Source organism: Glutamicibacter endophyticus, from assembly GCF_048457885.1.
In the GTDB taxonomy this organism is placed as follows: Bacteria; Actinomycetota; Actinomycetes; order Actinomycetales; family Micrococcaceae; genus Glutamicibacter; species Glutamicibacter endophyticus.
This window is the reverse complement of sequence record NZ_CP174200.1, coordinates 2,524,024-2,541,286: the sequence shown is the minus strand read 5'-3', so window position 1 is coordinate 2,541,286 and position 17,263 is coordinate 2,524,024. Positions and strand designations below refer to the sequence as shown.

At 60.5% G+C, this 17,263-nt stretch carries 15 protein-coding genes, 1 tRNA gene and 1 pseudogene; 11 read left to right on the top strand and 6 right to left on the bottom strand.

The window, feature by feature from the left end; genetic code table 11:
- Positions 1–2 precede the first annotated feature (2 nt).
- Positions 3–1,406 carry a PucR family transcriptional regulator gene (locus ACJD00_RS11850; RefSeq protein ID WP_418907146.1) on the bottom strand — a complete coding sequence of 468 codons (1,404 nt, stop codon included), beginning with the start codon at positions 1,404–1,406 and terminating at the stop codon, positions 3–5.
- 112 nt (positions 1,407–1,518) lie between these two features.
- Between ACJD00_RS11850 and ACJD00_RS11845 the strand changes: the two genes are divergently transcribed.
- The 3 genes from ACJD00_RS11845 (at position 1,519) to gabT (ending at position 4,817) form a co-directional block, all read left to right on the top strand.
- Positions 1,519–3,126, top strand: a complete 1,608-nt coding sequence (locus tag ACJD00_RS11845) for a sodium-dependent transporter (protein ID WP_418907145.1) — start codon at positions 1,519–1,521, stop codon at positions 3,124–3,126.
- 2 nt (positions 3,127–3,128) lie between these two features.
- Complete coding sequence (locus ACJD00_RS11840; RefSeq protein WP_309406124.1) at positions 3,129–3,266, top strand: methionine/alanine import family NSS transporter small subunit; 138 nt, start codon at positions 3,129–3,131, stop codon at positions 3,264–3,266.
- Between the two features lie 210 nt (positions 3,267–3,476).
- A complete protein-coding gene (gabT, locus tag ACJD00_RS11835; protein ID WP_418907144.1) occupies positions 3,477–4,817 on the top strand; it encodes a 4-aminobutyrate--2-oxoglutarate transaminase in 1,341 nt (446 codons plus the stop codon).
- A gap of 83 nt (positions 4,818–4,900) precedes the next feature.
- Here gabT and rarD read toward each other — a convergent pair whose 3' ends face one another.
- On the bottom strand, positions 4,901–5,836 hold the full coding sequence (rarD, locus tag ACJD00_RS11830; protein WP_418907143.1) for an EamA family transporter RarD: 936 nt from the start codon (positions 5,834–5,836) through the stop codon (positions 4,901–4,903).
- A gap of 81 nt (positions 5,837–5,917) precedes the next feature.
- Here rarD and ACJD00_RS11825 point away from each other — a divergent pair.
- The 4 genes and pseudogenes from ACJD00_RS11825 (at position 5,918) to ACJD00_RS11810 (ending at position 9,854) form a co-directional block, all read left to right on the top strand.
- Positions 5,918–7,213 (top strand): annotated as a pseudogene (locus ACJD00_RS11825) (MFS transporter).
- A gap of 67 nt (positions 7,214–7,280) precedes the next feature.
- Positions 7,281–8,159 (top strand): zinc metalloprotease HtpX, encoded by an 879-nt coding sequence (gene htpX / locus ACJD00_RS11820; RefSeq protein ID WP_418909333.1) that lies wholly within the window; start codon positions 7,281–7,283, stop codon positions 8,157–8,159.
- A gap of 139 nt (positions 8,160–8,298) precedes the next feature.
- Positions 8,299–9,090: a DUF6612 family protein gene (locus ACJD00_RS11815; protein WP_418907142.1), complete on the top strand. Its 792-nt coding sequence runs from the start codon at positions 8,299–8,301 to the stop codon at positions 9,088–9,090.
- Positions 9,091–9,341: 251 nt separating this feature from the next.
- On the top strand, positions 9,342–9,854 hold the full coding sequence (locus ACJD00_RS11810) for a hypothetical protein (RefSeq protein WP_418907141.1): 513 nt from the start codon (positions 9,342–9,344) through the stop codon (positions 9,852–9,854).
- Positions 9,855–10,046: 192 nt separating this feature from the next.
- Here ACJD00_RS11810 and ACJD00_RS11805 read toward each other — a convergent pair whose 3' ends face one another.
- Positions 10,047–10,535 carry a YajQ family cyclic di-GMP-binding protein gene (locus tag ACJD00_RS11805; protein WP_309406133.1) on the bottom strand — a complete coding sequence of 163 codons (489 nt, stop codon included), beginning with the start codon at positions 10,533–10,535 and terminating at the stop codon, positions 10,047–10,049.
- Positions 10,536–10,704: 169 nt separating this feature from the next.
- Here ACJD00_RS11805 and ACJD00_RS11800 point away from each other — a divergent pair.
- Together ACJD00_RS11800 and trxA are read left to right on the top strand one after the other, a co-directional pair.
- Positions 10,705–10,786: transfer RNA gene (locus ACJD00_RS11800), tRNA-Tyr, on the top strand.
- Positions 10,787–10,905: 119 nt separating this feature from the next.
- Positions 10,906–11,283 (top strand): thioredoxin, encoded by a 378-nt coding sequence (trxA, locus tag ACJD00_RS11795; protein ID WP_309406135.1) that lies wholly within the window; start codon positions 10,906–10,908, stop codon positions 11,281–11,283.
- 18 nt (positions 11,284–11,301) lie between these two features.
- On the opposite strand, the gene ACJD00_RS11790 is transcribed toward trxA, so the two are convergent.
- The gene (locus tag ACJD00_RS11790) at positions 11,302–12,279 is read right to left on the bottom strand and encodes a DNA-3-methyladenine glycosylase family protein (RefSeq protein ID WP_418907140.1); all 978 of its coding nucleotides are present in this window, start codon (positions 12,277–12,279) and stop codon (positions 11,302–11,304) included.
- 105 nt (positions 12,280–12,384) lie between these two features.
- Here ACJD00_RS11790 and ACJD00_RS11785 point away from each other — a divergent pair, with 105 nt between their 5' ends.
- Both ACJD00_RS11785 and ACJD00_RS11780 read left to right on the top strand, forming a co-directional pair.
- On the top strand, positions 12,385–13,755 hold the full coding sequence (locus ACJD00_RS11785) for a pyridoxal-phosphate dependent enzyme (RefSeq protein WP_418907139.1): 1,371 nt from the start codon (positions 12,385–12,387) through the stop codon (positions 13,753–13,755).
- A gap of 15 nt (positions 13,756–13,770) precedes the next feature.
- Positions 13,771–14,925 (top strand): cystathionine gamma-synthase, encoded by a 1,155-nt coding sequence (locus ACJD00_RS11780; RefSeq protein WP_418907138.1) that lies wholly within the window; start codon positions 13,771–13,773, stop codon positions 14,923–14,925.
- A gap of 75 nt (positions 14,926–15,000) precedes the next feature.
- On the opposite strand, the gene ACJD00_RS11775 is transcribed toward ACJD00_RS11780, so the two are convergent.
- Together ACJD00_RS11775 and ACJD00_RS11770 are read right to left on the bottom strand one after the other, a co-directional pair.
- Entirely contained in the window at positions 15,001–15,417 is a 417-nt protein-coding gene (locus tag ACJD00_RS11775) for a hypothetical protein (RefSeq protein ID WP_418907137.1), read from the bottom strand.
- Entirely contained in the window at positions 15,414–16,883 is a 1,470-nt protein-coding gene (locus tag ACJD00_RS11770) for an alanine/glycine:cation symporter family protein (protein ID WP_418907136.1), read from the bottom strand. Before ACJD00_RS11770 ends, ACJD00_RS11775 begins: the two co-directional genes overlap by 4 nt.
- Between the last annotated feature and the right edge of the window lie 380 nt (positions 16,884–17,263).

Sequence of the window (17,263 nt, the reverse complement as noted above, 5' to 3'; positions counted from 1 at the left end):
ATTTAGCCCAGCTCAAGTGCGCTCAGCGCGATCCACAACTGCACTCGATCGGCGGTGGCGTTCGGGTCATAACCAGAGAGCTCGGCGATCTGCTGCATGCGGTAGCGCACCGTATTGCGGTGTAATCCCAGCGCCTCGGCCACGGCACCTACGGACCCGTCACGGTTCAGGTATTCACGCAGGGTCTCCATGAGATCGGACTCGTGGGCCGCGTCGAATTCCAGCAACGGACCTAGGGCCTCCTGCGCCAGATCCTGCAGGGGGACGTCGCGCGCCGCGAGCAGTAATGAGGTCAGGGAGAGTTTTGTGGGCAGGTTTACTCGATCGCCGTGACGTAGGGCTTCGAGTGCCTCAAAGTAGCTCCAACGGATGCCGGTGGTGTTGGGGTATCGGCCGCCGTAACCGACGGTGGCTTTGATACCTGCACCCTCGAGGTAGTGATCCAGTCGTTCAATGGCTTGCGGGTCGCCGTGGTTGGAGAGGATAACGGCCAGCCGGTCTTCGACAATTGCCGACACTTCGGATTCGAATTCCGGGGGTAGCGGGAGATTGTGTAACCGTTCGGCATCCTTGCTGGCCTGGACCAGCACGACCACATGTTCGCGCTGTGGGTTCAGTCCTAGGGCCGCGAACCTCGCCACTGCATCCGAGCCGGAGAGCGAACCTGCCGCCAGGTCGGCTAAGACCTGACCGTGGGCGTGCCGTTGCGAGACACGCAGGGCCGCCTTATTGGCTAGTTCGAGCCCGATCAGCGACTGGGCATACTCGACTAGGCCGTCGCGCTCATACGGTTCGGCGAGATATAACGTGCAGCGGTCGCGGACTCCGGTAGCAATGGGGAGCGAATGCCATTGCCGCGAGTCCTCGACGGTGCCGTGGATAAATTCACCGTACAGGCTCAGGGCCACGTCGGTGTTGAGCATGCGTGAGAGTGTGCTCAGCATGGAGTCGAGGTTGGAGGACAGCAGGGTTTGCGTCAGCCGCTGGTGTGAACGCAGCAGGCGTTCGAGTCGTTGCAGGTGATCGGCGTTATGCGCCTCGGCAATCAACCGGGTAATGGCCGCAAAGGGCGTCTGGTAGGGGACCTCAAATACCGCGAGCCCCACTTCCGCGGCGGTCTGCATGATCGTCTGCGGCACATTCTTATGGCCCAGCCCCGTGCCGAAGCCAAGGGCCACCACGTCATTGGCCGCCAAGGTGCGCACGAATTCACGCTGGCTCGCCGTGGTCTTTTGGCGCACCCCGGTGGTCAGAACGATCTCGCGTCCTGTCAGGAACTTGGAAGGATCGAGCAATTCGGTGACGGCACTCCAAGTGATGGGTATGTCGTCCGCGCTGGCATGGGCATTTAGTGCGCGCAAATTTAGCTCGCCTTGTGCCAACAGGGCGCGTAAGGTGATTGCCATAAGGCAATTCTAGGGCGTCTTGCCGCTCTTTCGCCCTGCCCTCGTGTCCACATCTTGAACATTTTTTCCGATTTTCCGCCCACTACGTGGACATCTGGGCTAGCTTAGACCTATGAGCACTCCATCGTCACTTAAGGGCGGTTCGGCGGCCCCGAAGAAGCGCGAGACTTTTTCCTCGCGTAAGCTCTTCATTCTTTCGGCCGTAGGTTCCGCGGTTGGCTTGGGAAACATCTGGCGTTTCCCCTACGTCGCGTATGAGAACGGCGGCGGCGCATTCTTGATCCCCTATCTGGTGGCGATTTTGTGTGCCGGTATCCCACTGCTATTCCTCGACTACGCCATCGGCCACCGCTACCGCGGTTCGGCCCCACTGGCTTATCGTCGCCTGAACCGCAAGGCCGAAATGATCGGCTGGTGGCAGGTGCTGATCTGCTTCATCATCGCCATCTACTACGCCGCAATTATCGCGTGGGCGGCCATGTACTGTTGGTTCTCCATCAATAAGGCATGGGATAACAATGCCGACGGCGCCGGTGCTTTCTTCCAGGGCGACTTCCTGAAGGTTGCCGATGGCGCCGGGGTGTCCTTCGACTACGTCCCGAATATTTTCGTGCCGATGTTGGCCGTCTGGCTGATCACGGTGATCATCATGGTCGCCGGCGTGAACAAGGGTATTGCCCGCGCCAACGCGGTCTTCATGCCGCTGCTGATTGTGATGTTCTTGATCTTGGTCATCCAGTCGGTGTTCCTCCCCGGCGCGGCCGAGGGCCTGAACGCGTTCTTCACTCCGAACTTCGAGGCCTTGCTGAATCCCGGTGTGTGGGCAGCCGCCTTCGGACACATTTTCTTCTCGCTGTCCGTGGCCTTCGGCATTATGATCACCTACTCCTCGTACATGAAGCGCAAGAGCGACCTGACCGGCGCCGGCTACACCGTGGCCTTCGCCAACTCCAGCTTCGAGTTGCTCGCCGGTATCGGCGTGTTCGCGGCCTTGGGCTTCATGGCCCACAACACCAACGCGGCCGTGGGCGACGTAGCCTCGGGTGGTATTGGACTGGCCTTCATTGCCTTCCCAACCATCGTCTCCAACGCGCCGCTTGGCTCGTTGATCGGTGTGCTGTTCTTCGGTTCCTTGGTCTTCGCGGGCTTGACCTCGCTGATCTCGATCCTCGAGGTGATCGTGGCGGCATTCCAAGACAAGCTGGGTTGGAACCGCAAGGCGGCCACTCTGGTGGTCACGATTCCGGTGGCACTCATCTCGCTGGTGCTCTTCCCAACCACTACCGGCCTGTATCTGCTGGACACGATGGATGCCTTCGTGAACCAGTTCGGCATTCTGGCCGCGGCACTGGTTTCCGTGATCGTGGTAGGCGCTGGCCTCGGCGCATTGCCGAAGCTGGCCAAGCACATGAACCGCTTCAGCTCCGTGAAGTTGGGCACCGGTTGGAAGGTCCTGGTCGGCGGCATTGCCCCGGCGGCCCTGGGCTACATGCTCATCAACGAAATTCAGACCAAGCTGTCTGCGCAGTACTCGGATTACCCAGCCTGGTTCAACGGCATCTTCGGTTGGGGAATGGCCGGGTTGCTGATCGTCGGCGCCCTATTGCTTTCGCTGATTCCGTGGAGCCGCAGTTCGAAGGTCGCGGACCCGGAGTTCGAGGGCTACCAAAAGGCGGTCGAACGGGATGAAGTCCCCGAAACCTCCGGAAAGGAGTACTAGCCATGACTGCTTTGGCTATTGTCTTCATGATCATCGCGATGCTGACCATTTGGGGAGGACTGGCCCTGTCCATGCTCAACCTCTCCCGTCACCCCGAGCCCGAAGAAGACGAGGAGTACCTCGCCGATAACGCAACCTAGGCTCGCTCGCTCGGTCACAAAGACGCCGACTCTTTGCCGTGGATCACGTCCGCGACAAGGGGTCGGCGCTTTTCGTGCAACTGCACGGTAACTTCCGGGATGCACTGTGCATCATTCCGTGGAGCGCGGCCCCTCACGCTCCTATTCTTCTTGGTAGGTTTACAAGCTTGTCCGGTACCGGACAGCCAGTGTTTATGAAAGGAAGTTACGGTGGACGTTACCTACCGCATCGAGCAGAAGCGCAAGCTCAACGGCCCATTCCCCGGCCCAAAGTCGCAGGCTCTGGCCGAACGCCGGACCAAGGCGGTAGCCGCTGGCGTGGCCTCGACCCTGCCGGTGTACGCCGCAGACGTTGACGGCGGCATCATCGTCGATGTCGACGGCAACCAGCTGATCGACCTCGGCTCCGGCATCGCCGTGACCACCGTTGGTGCTTCCAACCAGGCCGTGGCCAAGGCCGTGGCCGAGCAGGCCCAGCGTTTCACCCACACCTGCTTCATGGTGGCCCCGTACGAGAACTACGTGGAGCTGGCCGAGAAGCTCGTGGCCATCACCCCAGGTGACTTCGAGAAGAAGGCCGTCCTGTTCAACTCCGGCGCCGAAGCCGTTGAGAACGCCATCAAGGTTGCGCGTATCGCCACCGGCCGCCAGGCCGTTGTGGCCTTCGACCACGCCTACCACGGCCGCACCAACCTCACCATGGGTTTGACCGCGAAGGCCGCTCCGTACAAGCGTGGCTTCGGTCCGCTGGCACCGGAGATCTACCGCATGCCGATGAGCTACCCATTCCGCGAAGAGAACCCGAACATCTCGGGTAAGGAAGCTGCTGAGCGCGCCATCCTCGCCATGGAGAAGCAGATCGGTGGCGACCAGATCGCCGCGATCATCATCGAGCCAATTCAGGGCGAGGGCGGCTTCATCGTTCCGGCCGAAGGCTTCCTGCCGCGCGTGGCCGAGTGGGCCAAGGAAAACGGCATCGTGTTCATCTCCGACGAGGTGCAGGCAGGCTTCGCCCGCTCCGGCGCTTGGTTCGCCTCCGACATCGAGGGGATCGAACCGGACCTGGTCACCGTGGCTAAGGGTATTGCCGGCGGCATGCCGCTGTCCGGTGTGGTGGGCCGCGCCGAACTGCTGGACTCCGTGCACGGCGGCGGACTGGGTGGCACCTACGGTGGTAACCCGGTGGCCGTGGCCGCAGCCTTGGAGAGCATCAAGTTCATGGAAGAGCAGGACCTGGCCGGGCGTGCCCGCGAGATCGAGGCCCAGTTCTTCGAGCGCTTCACCGCTCTGCAGAAGGACGTGCCAGCCCTCGGCGACGTGCGCGGACGTGGCGCAATGATCGCACTGGAGTTCGTCAAGGCCGGCGGCATCGAGCCTGATGCCGCGCTGACCAAGAAGATCGCCGACGAGTGCCTGGCACAGGGCGTGCTGATCCTCACCTGCGGCACCTACGGCAACGTAGTGCGCCTGCTGCCGCCACTGGTCATCGGTGACGAGCTGCTCGGCGAAGCCTTTGATGTGCTCGAGGCAGCCATCCGCAAGCATGCCTAAGTCGCCTTCCCCTGATTGGGCGGCCTAGGCTACGATAAATCGCTGGCCACGCACCTTTCGTGCGTGGCCAGCGATTTTATTTTTTAGACGAGTTTCTTCGGTTCCGCTCCACGCACCACTCGTGGGGCACGGAATAGATCGATCATGATCAGTGCGACAGCAATCCACACCAGAATGAACCCAGCCCAACGTTCGGGCGGCATGTGCTCGCCAAAGACCAGCAAACCCAACAAGAACTGCAACAGCGGGGCCAAGAACTGCAAGGACCCCACGGTGCTCAGCGGTAGCCGCCGCGCCGCGCCCCCGAAGAGCAATAGAGGCACCGCCGTAATCACGCCGCTGGCGGCTAGCAGCCAGAACCCGCCGGCCGAGCTTCCGAGCGTCGCCGACTCACCGCGGGCGGCAAGGTAGAGAATAAAGGCCAAGGCGAAGGGGGAGAGCAGGAGGGTCTCCATGCTTAGCGTCACGAGCGCGCTGCCCTTCTGACCGACCTGGTTCTTCACGAGGCCGTAGAAGCCAAAGGAAAAGGCCAAGCCGAGAGAAATCCAGGGGATGCTTCCCAGCGCCACGGTCAGCACGAGCACCGCGGTCCCGGCGAAGCCAAGGGCCGTCCATTGCAACTTCGTCAGTCGCTCCTTGAGGATGACCACGCCTAAGAGCATCGCCACGATGGGGTTGATGAAGTATCCCAACGAGGCCTCCAGCACATGGCCGGTGAGCACCGCGACGGCATAGAGCACCCAGTTAGCGGCGATCAGCACGCTGGCTATCGCCAAGCGTCCCGTGGTTGCTCCATCCCGGAATAGCGCGAAGAAATCCTTTAACTGGCTGGTGGCGGCTAGGAGCACCGCGCAGAGCACCAGCGAGAAGACAACACGCGCCCCAACGAACTCGAAGGCCGAGATCTGCGGAAGGGTGAGAAAGTACAGAGGGAGCAACCCCCACATGAGATAGGCGCTGACGCCCTGAAGAATTCCTACGGTACGCTGCGACGTTGGGGAGTGTGCGGATGAAGCCATATAAGTACTAACCACACGGGAAGTTTATTATTCCTCATTAGTGTCCCTATATGACGTTGTTCACCTCGCTAGACTTTGCAGGTGGCCAAACTTTTCGTGGATCTCGAACCCTTGCGCTTTTCTCCGGCATTCCGACGCCTGTGGTTGGGTAATTCGCTGTCGGCTATCGGTACGCAGATGACCGTCATTACCGTCAGCCTTCAGGTCTACGCGTTGACCACGTCAAGCTTCTCCGTGGGACTACTCGGTGCTTTCACACTGGTGCCGCTGATCATTGCTGGGCTCTATGGCGGAGCAATCGCCGATGCCCACGACCGACGAAAAGTCGCGCTCGGATCGGCTCTGGTCTTGTGGGCGGTATCGGCAACCCTAGCCATCGGGGCGTGGATCGGTGTCGATAACGTCTGGTGGCTATATGGGCTCATGGCGGTCCATTCGGGAGCAGCGGGAATCAATCAACCCACCAGAGGAGCCATCATTCCCAAACTGGTGGGAACCCGGTTACTGCCGGCAGCAAACTCGCTGAACATGATGACCTTTTCAATCGCGATGATGCTGGGGCCCATGCTCGGAGGGCTACTCGTAGCCCAGTATGGCTACCGTTGGACCTACACCATCGACGCGGTGACCTTCACCGCCGCCGTGTAGTCCGTGTATCGGCTACCGCCCATGCCAATGGCCGAAAAACCCACGGTGCGTGGCCTGCGATCGGTACGCGAGGGGTTTCAATTCCTGGCCACCCAACCCGATATCCGCATGACCTTCCTGATCGACTTGGCGGCCATGATTCTGGCCGCCCCGCGGGTGCTACTGCCAGCGATCGCTGCGTTGGCACTGGGAGGCGGAGAAACCACAGTGGGTCTGCTACTTGCCGCGGCGGCCGGTGGGGCCATGCTGGTCGGTCTGTTTTCGGGATCCCTGAGCCATCTGCGGCGGCACGGAATCGCGGTATTCGTCAGTGTCTGCTTGTGGGGGCTCTGCATCAGTGGGCTGGGGCTGGTGGTTCTGCTGGCCTTGGGGCATGGCGGTGCGGCCGTGGCTTCCCCGATATGGGTGATCTTAGCGGTGCTGGCCATGCTTGCCGCCGGGGCAGCTGATTCGGTTTCGGCGATCTTCCGAACCACCATCTTGCAGTCCGCTGCACCAGATCACCTGCGCGGCAGACTCCAAGGAGTCTTTATTGTGGTCGTCGCTGGCGGTCCGCATGTCGGGGGCATGCTGGCCGGAGCCTCGGCAACCGTTCTCGGTGAGCCCTGGGTGCTAATCGTCGGGGGACTAGCCTGTGTCCTGGCCGCCAGTGCGCTGATGCGCCGGCAACCGGGCTTTCTCGCCTATGACGCACACCGCACCGAACAAGGCGTGGTTGAGGAACCATAATCGTCAACACGGCGTTTAATAGGACGTAGCGCAACCGTTCGAACTATGGGGAGTACCTAAATTGACCGTGCACCAACATAACAATGGGTTGAAGACCGCCGTACTGCTCGGTGGCATGTTTGCCATTTTGCTGGTCATCGGCTCAATTATCGCCTCCAGCACGCGTAACAGTAGCTTCATCATTATCTTCGCGTTGATCGGTTTGGGCACCACCGCCTACGGCTACTGGAACAGTGACAAGATTGCCCTGCGCTCCATGCACGCCTACCCGGTGACCGAGGCAGACCAGCCGGTGATGTATCGGATCGTTCGCGAACTATCGATGACCGCCCAGCAGCCGATGCCGCGGCTCTACATGTCACCGACGATGTCACCCAATGCGTTCGCCACCGGACGCAACCCGCAGAACGCGGCCGTTTGCTGTACGGAAGGCATCATGCAGTTGCTTGACGAGCGTGAGCTGCGCGGCGTTCTGGGCCACGAACTAATGCACGTGTATAACCGAGACATTCTCACCTCTTCGGTGGCGGCAGCCATTGCCGGCGTGATCACCTCCATCGCCCAGTTCTTGCTGTTTTTCGGTGGTGGCAGCTCCAGCAACGACAACCGTGGCGTGAACCCGCTGGCGTTGATCGCCCTCTCGCTGCTGGCACCCATCGCCGCCTCGGTGATTCAGATGGCCGTGAGCCGCACCCGCGAATTCGACGCCGACGAGGACGGTGCTCGCCTGACCAATGACCCGCTGGCGCTAGCCAGTGCGCTACGTCGATTGGAAACCGGCATCAGTGCCTCACCGTTAAAGCAGGATCAGCGGGTGGTGAACAGCTCTCACCTGATGATTGCCAACCCCTTTGGTTCCAAGCTTCGGCAGATGTTCTCCACTCACCCTCAAATGGACCAGCGGATCGCTCGCCTGGAAGCAATGGCCGGTGGCCGCGGGTACTAAGCCCGTAACGCCTACGCCAGATGGCGTCTGCCCAGTATCGGGTAGGCGCCATTTTTACACCCTTCGGTGATCAGCGATGGGGAGAAGTACCCGGTCGGTCGCATTGCCTCGGCTGGGAAATAATCATAGGCTTGTAGATATGAAATCATCACGCAAAATCACTGCAGTCGCTTCGATCGTTCTGGCCGCTTCCTTGGGCCTAGCCGGTTGCGGCGACAACGGTGCCACTGGCGAGACCGGTGCATCGCAGGAGCAGCAGCAGCCCGCTAACCAGCAGATGACCGCCGACAACTTTGTGCAGCGCATGTCCGACGCGCAGTACAAGGCCGGTACCGCTCACATGAACATGAAGATGAATGCTGCCGGCACCGACATGAACATTGACGCCGACATCAAGATCGCCGAAGATCCCAAAGATGTCGCGATGAAGATGACGATGCCGATTCAGGATATGAAGGCAGTCATGATTCTCATCGGCAACGAGCTCTACATGAACATGGGCGACGCCACGCAGAACAAGTTCACCAAGCTCCCTGACTCGATGAAGGAGCAGATGAACTTCGACCAGATCACCTCGCAGATGAACCCGGCCGCCAGCGCCGAGCAGCTCAAGAGCGCACTGAAGGACTTCAAGGCCGAGGCCGGAGAAGAGATCGACGGTGTGAAGACCACCAAGTACGTGCTGACCGTCGACACCAAGAAGGCCATGGAAGCCTCGGGGCAGAGCGAGCAGTTGCCGCCGGAAGCACTCAAGCAGCTCGGTGACACCCTGACCTACGAGATGTACGTTGGCGATGCCGATGACCTTCCGCGCCGTATGGTGATGAATGTTGCAGATACTCCGATGACCGCCAACTTCTCCAAGTGGGGCGAAGATGTGACGATCGAGGCTCCGGCCGAAGACGAGCTCATCGAAATGCCAGGCATGTAATCACGAGCTCACTGCTCGCGATTCCGTGGCTCAATACACGCAAGGCACCGACCGCCAAGTCGGTGCCTTTCGTGTATCAGCACGAGGCTCTAGCCGACGTTCACGTTTAGCGGCGTGAAGTGCGCGGATGCGGATAGTTCCATAGAGCCACTGGTTACAGCGGTTCGCGCGACTTGTCGAGCAAATGTCCGTGGTCGTGAAGCACGAGAAATACCGATGGAGGAAGATTGAAGGCTTGGAAAATCCCAGCTGTGGTGATCACCGCAGGCCTAGCGCTAACCGGATGCACGGCTGTGGAGGTAGAACCAGCTCCGCAAACCGCACCGGCTGTCCCCACCGATTCGAAGATGGCCTCGGAGACCGCGGGGCACGAGGGGCCCTGGACCGTCGATGATGTGAAGGTTTCTGGCGCTACCGCCGAGCTTGAAGCCCAAGCTCAGCAGGCTCTAGATTCGCACGTTGCTTACTATGCCGGTATTAGCGGTGGAAAATACGGCCAGCATCTCTACGCGCTGAATGCCGGAGGTATTGACCGTTGGCTCAATATCACCGAAGTAAAGTCCGATATGCACGGAGCCGTTGAGTTCGTGCTGGATAGCTACTACACATCACCGGCCCTGCGATCAGTGGCGACACGGGAAGTCTGTAGCTTGCTGCGTTTCGGCACCGCCGACAAGGAAGCCCTTTCGGGCCTCCAATCGCTAACCCTTACCGCAACCGATACTGGGGAAAGCTTCACAGTCTCCGATGATGTGCAGTGCTGATAGTTAGGCGGCGGATCATACCGAAGCGCGTACGTCGAAAGAGCGCCGCGCTTCGTAGACGGAGCCCTAGCGCTACGGATAAAAAGTAAGAGCCGTTGCCACCAAAATGGTGGCAACGGCTCTTCACCCGTCTGCGGACCCTGTTCGGGCTATAGACCCCTGTAAGTCGCTGACGCGCGTAGCTGCGAAACTCTAGCGGAAGTTCACGAACTGCAGGTCGGCCTCTTCGAAGTCCTTCAGCAAGGCGATCGTTGCCTGAAGGTCGTCGCGGGACTTGGAGGAGACGCGGAGCTCATCGCCCTGGATGGTGGACTTCACGCCCTTGGGGCCCTCGTCACGAATGAGCTTGTTGATCTTCTTGGCTACATCCTGGGCGATGCCCTCCTTGATGCTGGCCTCGATGCGGTACTCCTTACCCGAAGCGTAAGGTTCGCCGGCATCCAACGACTTCAGCGAGATGTTGCGCTTGACCAGCTTGGACTGGAAAACATCCAAGACTGCCTTGACGCGCTCTTCCGAGCTGGCCTTCATCAGGATCTTCTCGCCCGAGAAATCGATCTCGGCCCCGACGCCCTTGAAGTCATAGCGCTGGGCGATCTCCTTCTGCGCCTGATTCAAGGCGTTGGACACTTCCTGGCTGTCGACCTTGCTGACCACGTCGAATGTGGAATCACTTGCCATGTTGTTGCTCCTTTGGCGTCGGGAAATGGGTCAAATTCGCTTCATAGCCTACCGGTTTAGCGATGCCCTTACAGGCTGTGAGCAGGGTTACAGCCAATATAGCCCCCTCGATTTCACATCATCCGGATTCTCATGTAGAGTTATTTCTCGTTCCGACAAGAACAAACTCGGCAGATTACCCGAGCGGCCAAAGGGGGCTGACTGTAAATCAGCTGGCAATGCCTACGGGGGTTCGAATCCCTCATCTGCCACCGAGTGAAAATCTCCCAGATCATGGATCTGGGAGATTTTTCGTTAACCGCACGTTTTCTGTGGCGCGTGAGGCACGCCTCAATGGGAGTTCTCCGCCAAATTCCGCTACCGTGTAAGCATGGCAACACGAAATGTAACCGAAGCCGACTTTGCGCAGCTGATTGATCAGAACGAAATCGTTCTCGTCGATTTCTGGGCCGACTGGTGTGGCCCATGCAAGCAGTTCGCTCCGGTCTATGAGCAGATCTCGGAGAAGTTCACCGACGTGATCTTTGCGAAGGTAGATACCGAGGCCGAGCAGGGTCTAGCCCGCGCGGCAAACATTACCTCCATTCCCACGCTGATGGCCTTCCGTGAGAAGGTTCTGGTCTTCTCGCAGCCCGGCGCACTGAACGCCGCCCAGCTGGAGGACCTGGTTACCGCGGTAAAGGGCATCGACATGTCCGAAGTTCACGCACAGATCGCCGAAGAGGCCAGTGGACAGTCCGAAGCCTAAGCGAGGATGCCCGCAGGACTATCGATTGCGGTGGTCCAGCGGTGCATAACGCGGTCCAAAAGCTTGCTTGCGGACCCCGGACAGCTGCAAGAGCCGCACAACTCGTTGGCGGTGTCCACGGTAAGGCTCCAGCAGCGAGAGCATCGTCGCATCGTCGACACGGTGACCGGTGAGCACCTGCCCGACGAAATCAGCAAGATGAAAATCACCGACGGAGATGTGGTCGGCAGACCCATGCGAACGTTGCAGGGTCTCTGCCACCGTCCACGGACCAATGCCCGGCACGGCCAGTAGCGCCGCTTCTAAAGTTCCGGGCGGTCGCGCCTGAGGCTTGCTTGTCTCCAACTCTTCAGGACCCCACCATTCCAATCGGCTGGCCGCCTCGGCCAGATGCCGCAGGGTGGTGGCTCGCGAGGCATCGACCCGTGCCGCCTGCCAATCCCAGCGTTTGAGCCCTAAGATCTCGCGCGGAGTAGGGAACAAGCGCAGCGAAGCCGGGCAGGGCCCCGGCGCCTGACGCCCCGCATGCCGGATCAACCAGCGCCACGCGTAGTTCGCCTCGATACCGGTCACCCGTTGCTCCAACACCGCCCCCGCGGCCGGAACAAAGACCCGTGAGGTGCGCGGAAGTACCAACGCTCGATGCAGACTCCGGCTACGTTGCACCAATTCCGGTAGCCCGCTAAAGAATGCCGGATCGTCAAAGGCCGACCAGTCATCGCCGGCCCCGAACAGTTGCGGAACCTGATCGGCCGCCCAACGAGCCCCGGGGCCATACGCGACGAAACACACCCCGGCACCCGGATCGGGAAGAGTCACGTGAAGGGTTGCGTCACCGAGCGGCGTGTCGAGTGCCAGCCACGCTTCCGTGCGCTCAAGCCGGATCGTCGGGTCGCCCAGCCCGCGCCGAAAGATACTCCAAGAGCTCAGCAGATCGACGGGGTGCTCGGGCTGATAACGGCCGCGGACCTCGGAGCTACTCTGTCCGTTCATCATCACCCCCACCCCTAGCTGTTCGCACACTTCAAGTTTTGGACGAAGAATGACGCCAAGCTACGTAAGACATCTTCGTTTATGACGACCGCCGGTAAGGTACTTGACATGAAGTATGCCCCCACTGTGCTAGATCTCATCGGTAATACGCCACTGGTCAAACTCAACCATGTCACCGATGGCATCAAGGCAACAATCTTGGTCAAACTTGAATACTTGAATCCCGGCGGTTCCATCAAGGATCGTATCGCCCTGAAGATGGTGGAACGTGCCGAAGCAACCGGTGCCCTGAAGCCGGGCGGCACCATCGTGGAACCTACCAGCGGCAACACCGGAGTCGGTCTGGCAATGGTGGGCCAGCTAAAGGGGTATAAAACCGTCTTCGTGACCCCCGATAAGGTCGGCGAAGAGAAGCGCGACGTGTTGCGCGCCTACGGTGCCGATGTGGTGGTCACCCGCACCGATGTCGCCCCGGAATCCCCGGAGTCTTATTACGGCGTCTCGGATCGCCTCGTTCGGGAAATTGACGGCGCCTACAAGCCGGACCAGTTTTCGAACCCGGGCGCCCCGGAGAGCCACTTCGAAACCACCGGCCCCGAGATCTGGAACGACACCGATGGGCGCCTGACTCATGTGGTGATTGGCGCCGGCACCGGTGGCACCATCACCGGCACGGGGCGCTACCTGAAGCAGGTTTCCGCCGATCGACCCGGTGGACCGGTCAAGGTCATCGCCGCCGATCCCGACGGGTCGGTCTATTCCGGCGGCAGCGGACGCCCCTTCCAGGTCGAAGGCGTCGGCGAGGATATGTGGCCGGGCAACTACGACCCTTCCGTACCTGACAGCGTGGTGCCGGTCAGTGACGCGGAGTCCTTCGCCATGACTCAGCGCCTGGCTAAGGAAGAAGGGCTGCTGCTTGGTGGTTCCTCGGGAATGGCCGTCGCCGCCGCATTGCGCAGCGCCAAAGACCTCTCCGAAGATGACATCGTGGTTGTCATTGCCCCCGACGGAGGCCGCGGCTACCTTGCCAAGATCTTCAATGAACCATGGATGCTCCAGCAAGGCTTCAGCATTGCCGAGGATGCACCCCTAGCGGCGCTCAGCGCAGCAGGAACCGGATCCACCCCGGTCATTGACCTGCAGGCCACGCTCAGCGAAGCAGCGGCAACGCTCAGCGCCTCCGGTGGTAGTGCCGCAATTGTGGCAAGCCGCCGTTTACCCGCCCGTATCGGTGAGGTTCGCGGTGTGCTGAGCGCAACCATCCTTACGGATGCCTTGTTGGCCGGGATAAGCCCAGAAACCCCCGTCTCCGAACTGACCGATCTGCCCAAGCCACTAATCGGTGCCGGACAACCCGTCGCCGATGCCCGCGCAGCCTTGGATAGCTGCCCGGTCCTGCTGATCACCGAACACGGGGACATCACCCGCGGACTGAACGCCGCGGAACTGCTGGCCCACACCTCAACTCACCACGCCTAGTTAGGAGCATCCCCTATGAGCCATGTCGAGGGATTCAACACTCGATTCGTGCACGCCGGACAGGAATTCGAACCACGCACCGGCGCCGTGGTGCCCCCGGTGCACTTCTCCACCACCTACGCCCCAGAAGCTATCGGGCAGCTGCGCGCCGGCTATGACTACGGGCGCGGCACCAACCCGACGCGAGATTCATTGCAGACCCAGCTAGCCGCCGCGGAGCAGGGCACTCACGCCTTCTCCTTCGGCTCGGGCCTTGCTGCGGAAGACTCGCTGATTCGAGCTATTCTGCGTCCCGGGGATCACATTGTGCTCGGCAATGACGTCTACGGCGGCACCTACCGTCTGCTCACCCGCGTGCTGGGTCCGTGGGGAATCGGCAGCACCCCGGTGGACATGTCCGATGCCAACGCGGTAGCCGCGGCCATCGAGGCCAACGGCGCCAAATTGGTGTGGGTGGAGACGCCCTCGAACCCGATGATGAAGATTACCGACATTGCCGCGCTCGCCGAGATCGCACACGCCGCCGGTGCATTGCTGGTCGTAGATAATACCTTCGCCAGCCCGTTCCTGCAGCAGCCGCTGAGTCTCTGTGCCGATATCGTGGTGCATTCGACGACCAAGTACATCGGCGGACACTCCGATGTGGTTGGCGGCGCAGTAGTGGTCAAGGATGAGGCGTTGGCTGAGCAGATCGGATTCATCCAGTTTGCCGTCGGTGCCGTTTCCGGGCCCATGGATGCCTACTTGACCACCCGCGGGCTCAAGACCCTCGGGGTGCGCATGCGGGCACATAGTGAAAATGCCTCGCAGATCGCGACCTGGCTACGTGACCGCAAAGAGGTCGAGCACGTGCTTTACCCGGGCTTCGCCGAACACCCGGGACACGAGATCGCTAAGCGGCAAATGCGCGACTTCGGTGGCATGGTCTCGGTTCAGCTGGCCGGTGGGGCCCAGGCCGCACGCAAGGTCGCCGAAAGCACCCGCCTGTTCACGCTGGCCGAGTCGCTCGGTGGCATTGAGTCTTTGATGAACTACCCGTCGGAGATGACGCATGCCTCGGTGAAGGGGACCGAACTGGCCGTCCCGGAGAACCTATTGCGTCTGTCGGTGGGTATTGAGGATGCCGCCGATCTCATCGATGACCTCGAACGCGCCTTCACGACGCTCTAATCGGTAACTCCCGACCTACGGCAAAGGCCTGGCCCCATCCTTGGATGGGGCCAGGCCTTTGCCGTAGGTCAGCTACTATTTGCGCCGGTGAAGGGCCCTGAAGTATTTGATCGAGGAAGGCATCCACAGCAGTAGCACTCCGACCAGAACCAGTAGTGCTAGAAGCGAGTACCGTCCGAATCGAAGAAAGAGCGGAAGCGCAAGAATCAGACCGAGCCAGGTCAAATGGGATCGAGCGCGTCGATCGGCACGCCACAGTCCGGAGGCCAAGAACGCCACTGCAATGCCTGCGGCGCACAATAGGCCAGCAAAGAGCAAGGTGGTGGCGTTGCGTTGGGCGCTGAATTCATCGAGGAGCAACTTGCCGGCGAACCCCGCGAAAACCAGCCCCAACACCACCCACCACCAGCGAGCTACACGCAGAGCCCCGGGTAGCTCTGGGAGCTGCCCGGGGCTCGAGGCCGAAGCCCGGTCGTTGCGCCGAAGTATCACTGCGTGCGCACGTCCGATGGCTCCCAGCATTCAATGCCGCGCAAGCCTGGCATATCCGAGGCAAGGAACACCGGATCCTTACCATCGCGTAGCTGGGCGGTGTAGTGCTTGAGCAGAGCCAAGGCCTTGGGGGAGAGCAAGATGATCGCTACCAGGTTCAGCAAGGCCATAATGCCCATAATTCCGTCGGCGAAGTTCCAGACCACCGAGGAAGCCGCGACGGCGCCGCCGAGCACGGCGAGCGAAGCTAGCAGGCGGTAGACCGTCATGACGGTGGGATTACTCGTAATGAAGCCGATATTCGCTTCACCGTAGTAGTAGTTGCCGATCACCGACGAGAAGGCCAACAGGAAGATGATCACTGCCAGCAGCGTGCCGGTCCAGGAGCCAAGGGCGTTGGTTAGACCCAGCTGGGTAATGGCCACGCCGCCTTCGGAACCGACGGCGTCCGGGACGGTATGCAGGATGATGAACGCGGTCACCGTGCACACGATGAAGGTATCGAAGTACACGCCGAGGGTCTGAACGAGCCCCTGCTTGACCGGGTGGGTAACCGAGGCCGTAGCACCGGCATTCGGAGCCGAACCGAGACCGGCTTCATTGGAGAACATGCCGCGCTTCACACCGGTTAGCAAGACCATGCCCAGCCCGCCACCGATAGCTGAATTGAAGTTGAAGGCCTCCGAGTAGATCATGCCGAAGACGTGCGGGAGCTGGCCGATGTTCATGGAGACCACCACGATACCCAGCACGATGTAGAGCACGGCCATGGCCGGCACCAACGACTCGGTGACCTTGGCGATACGGCGGACACCACCGAAGACGACGAGTGCGGTCAGCACGGCCAACGCCACACCGATCACCCAGCTCAGAGTGGTGATTTGTGCTGCATCTGCGGTTGCGTCCAGTCCAACCGCACCGGTGATGGTGGCGGTAATGGTGTTTGCCTGCAGCGAGGAGAAGGCGAAGGGGAAAGTGACCACGAGGATGATCGCAAAGATGATCCCCAACCAACGGGCGCCCAGCCCGTGCTGCATGTAGTAGGCCGGACCGCCGCGGTAGCCGTCCTTGCCGTGACGCTTATAAAGCTGACCCAGCGTGGACTCCACGAAGCTGGAAGCGCCGCCGATGAAGGCCATGGTCCACATCCAGAACACCGCACCCGCTCCACCGACGGCGATAGCGGTGGCCACACCGGCGATATTGCCGACGCCCACGCGTGAGGCAGCCGAAATAGTAAAAGCCTGGAACGCGGAGATCGACTTCTTGTTGCCGTTCTCGTCGACGAGTGCCTTATCGGTCAGAGTCTTGAGCATATTCGGCAGTAGTCGTAGCTGGACTGCGCCGGTGCGGATGGTGAAGTACAGGCCGGCTGCAATCACCACGGGCAGGACGATATTGCCCCATAAAACGTTGCCCTGGTCGCCCAACCAGGTAGCAACATCCTCATTTTGTAGCCAGTTCATGACATCGGACACTACCGGAAGTCGCGGCATTGAGTAATCTGCCGCACGTTTTCTTCAAACGAGTGATCTACCTCAATTGCCGTTGTGACCGGGAAAATAGGGGCTTAGTAGCCTTCCTGAAAATATCGCGCGGTGGGTGATCTCACACCTTTTGCCCTGCCCAAGCGGAGCTAGGCCCGATAGTATTAAGTGTTCGCGAACATCAGGGTATCCCTCGCATCCAGCCCAATTTTTGAGGTTGGAGCCTTCTCGTGTTGTATTTCCGCAAAGTGTGTGCGGGTTTGTATGTCATAGGGGAACGCTGAATGCGCGTGAGTTGTATTGACTGTGTGCCGCCTGAGCCTCGTAGTAGGGGCGTTTAGGCGTTTCCCCTAACGAAT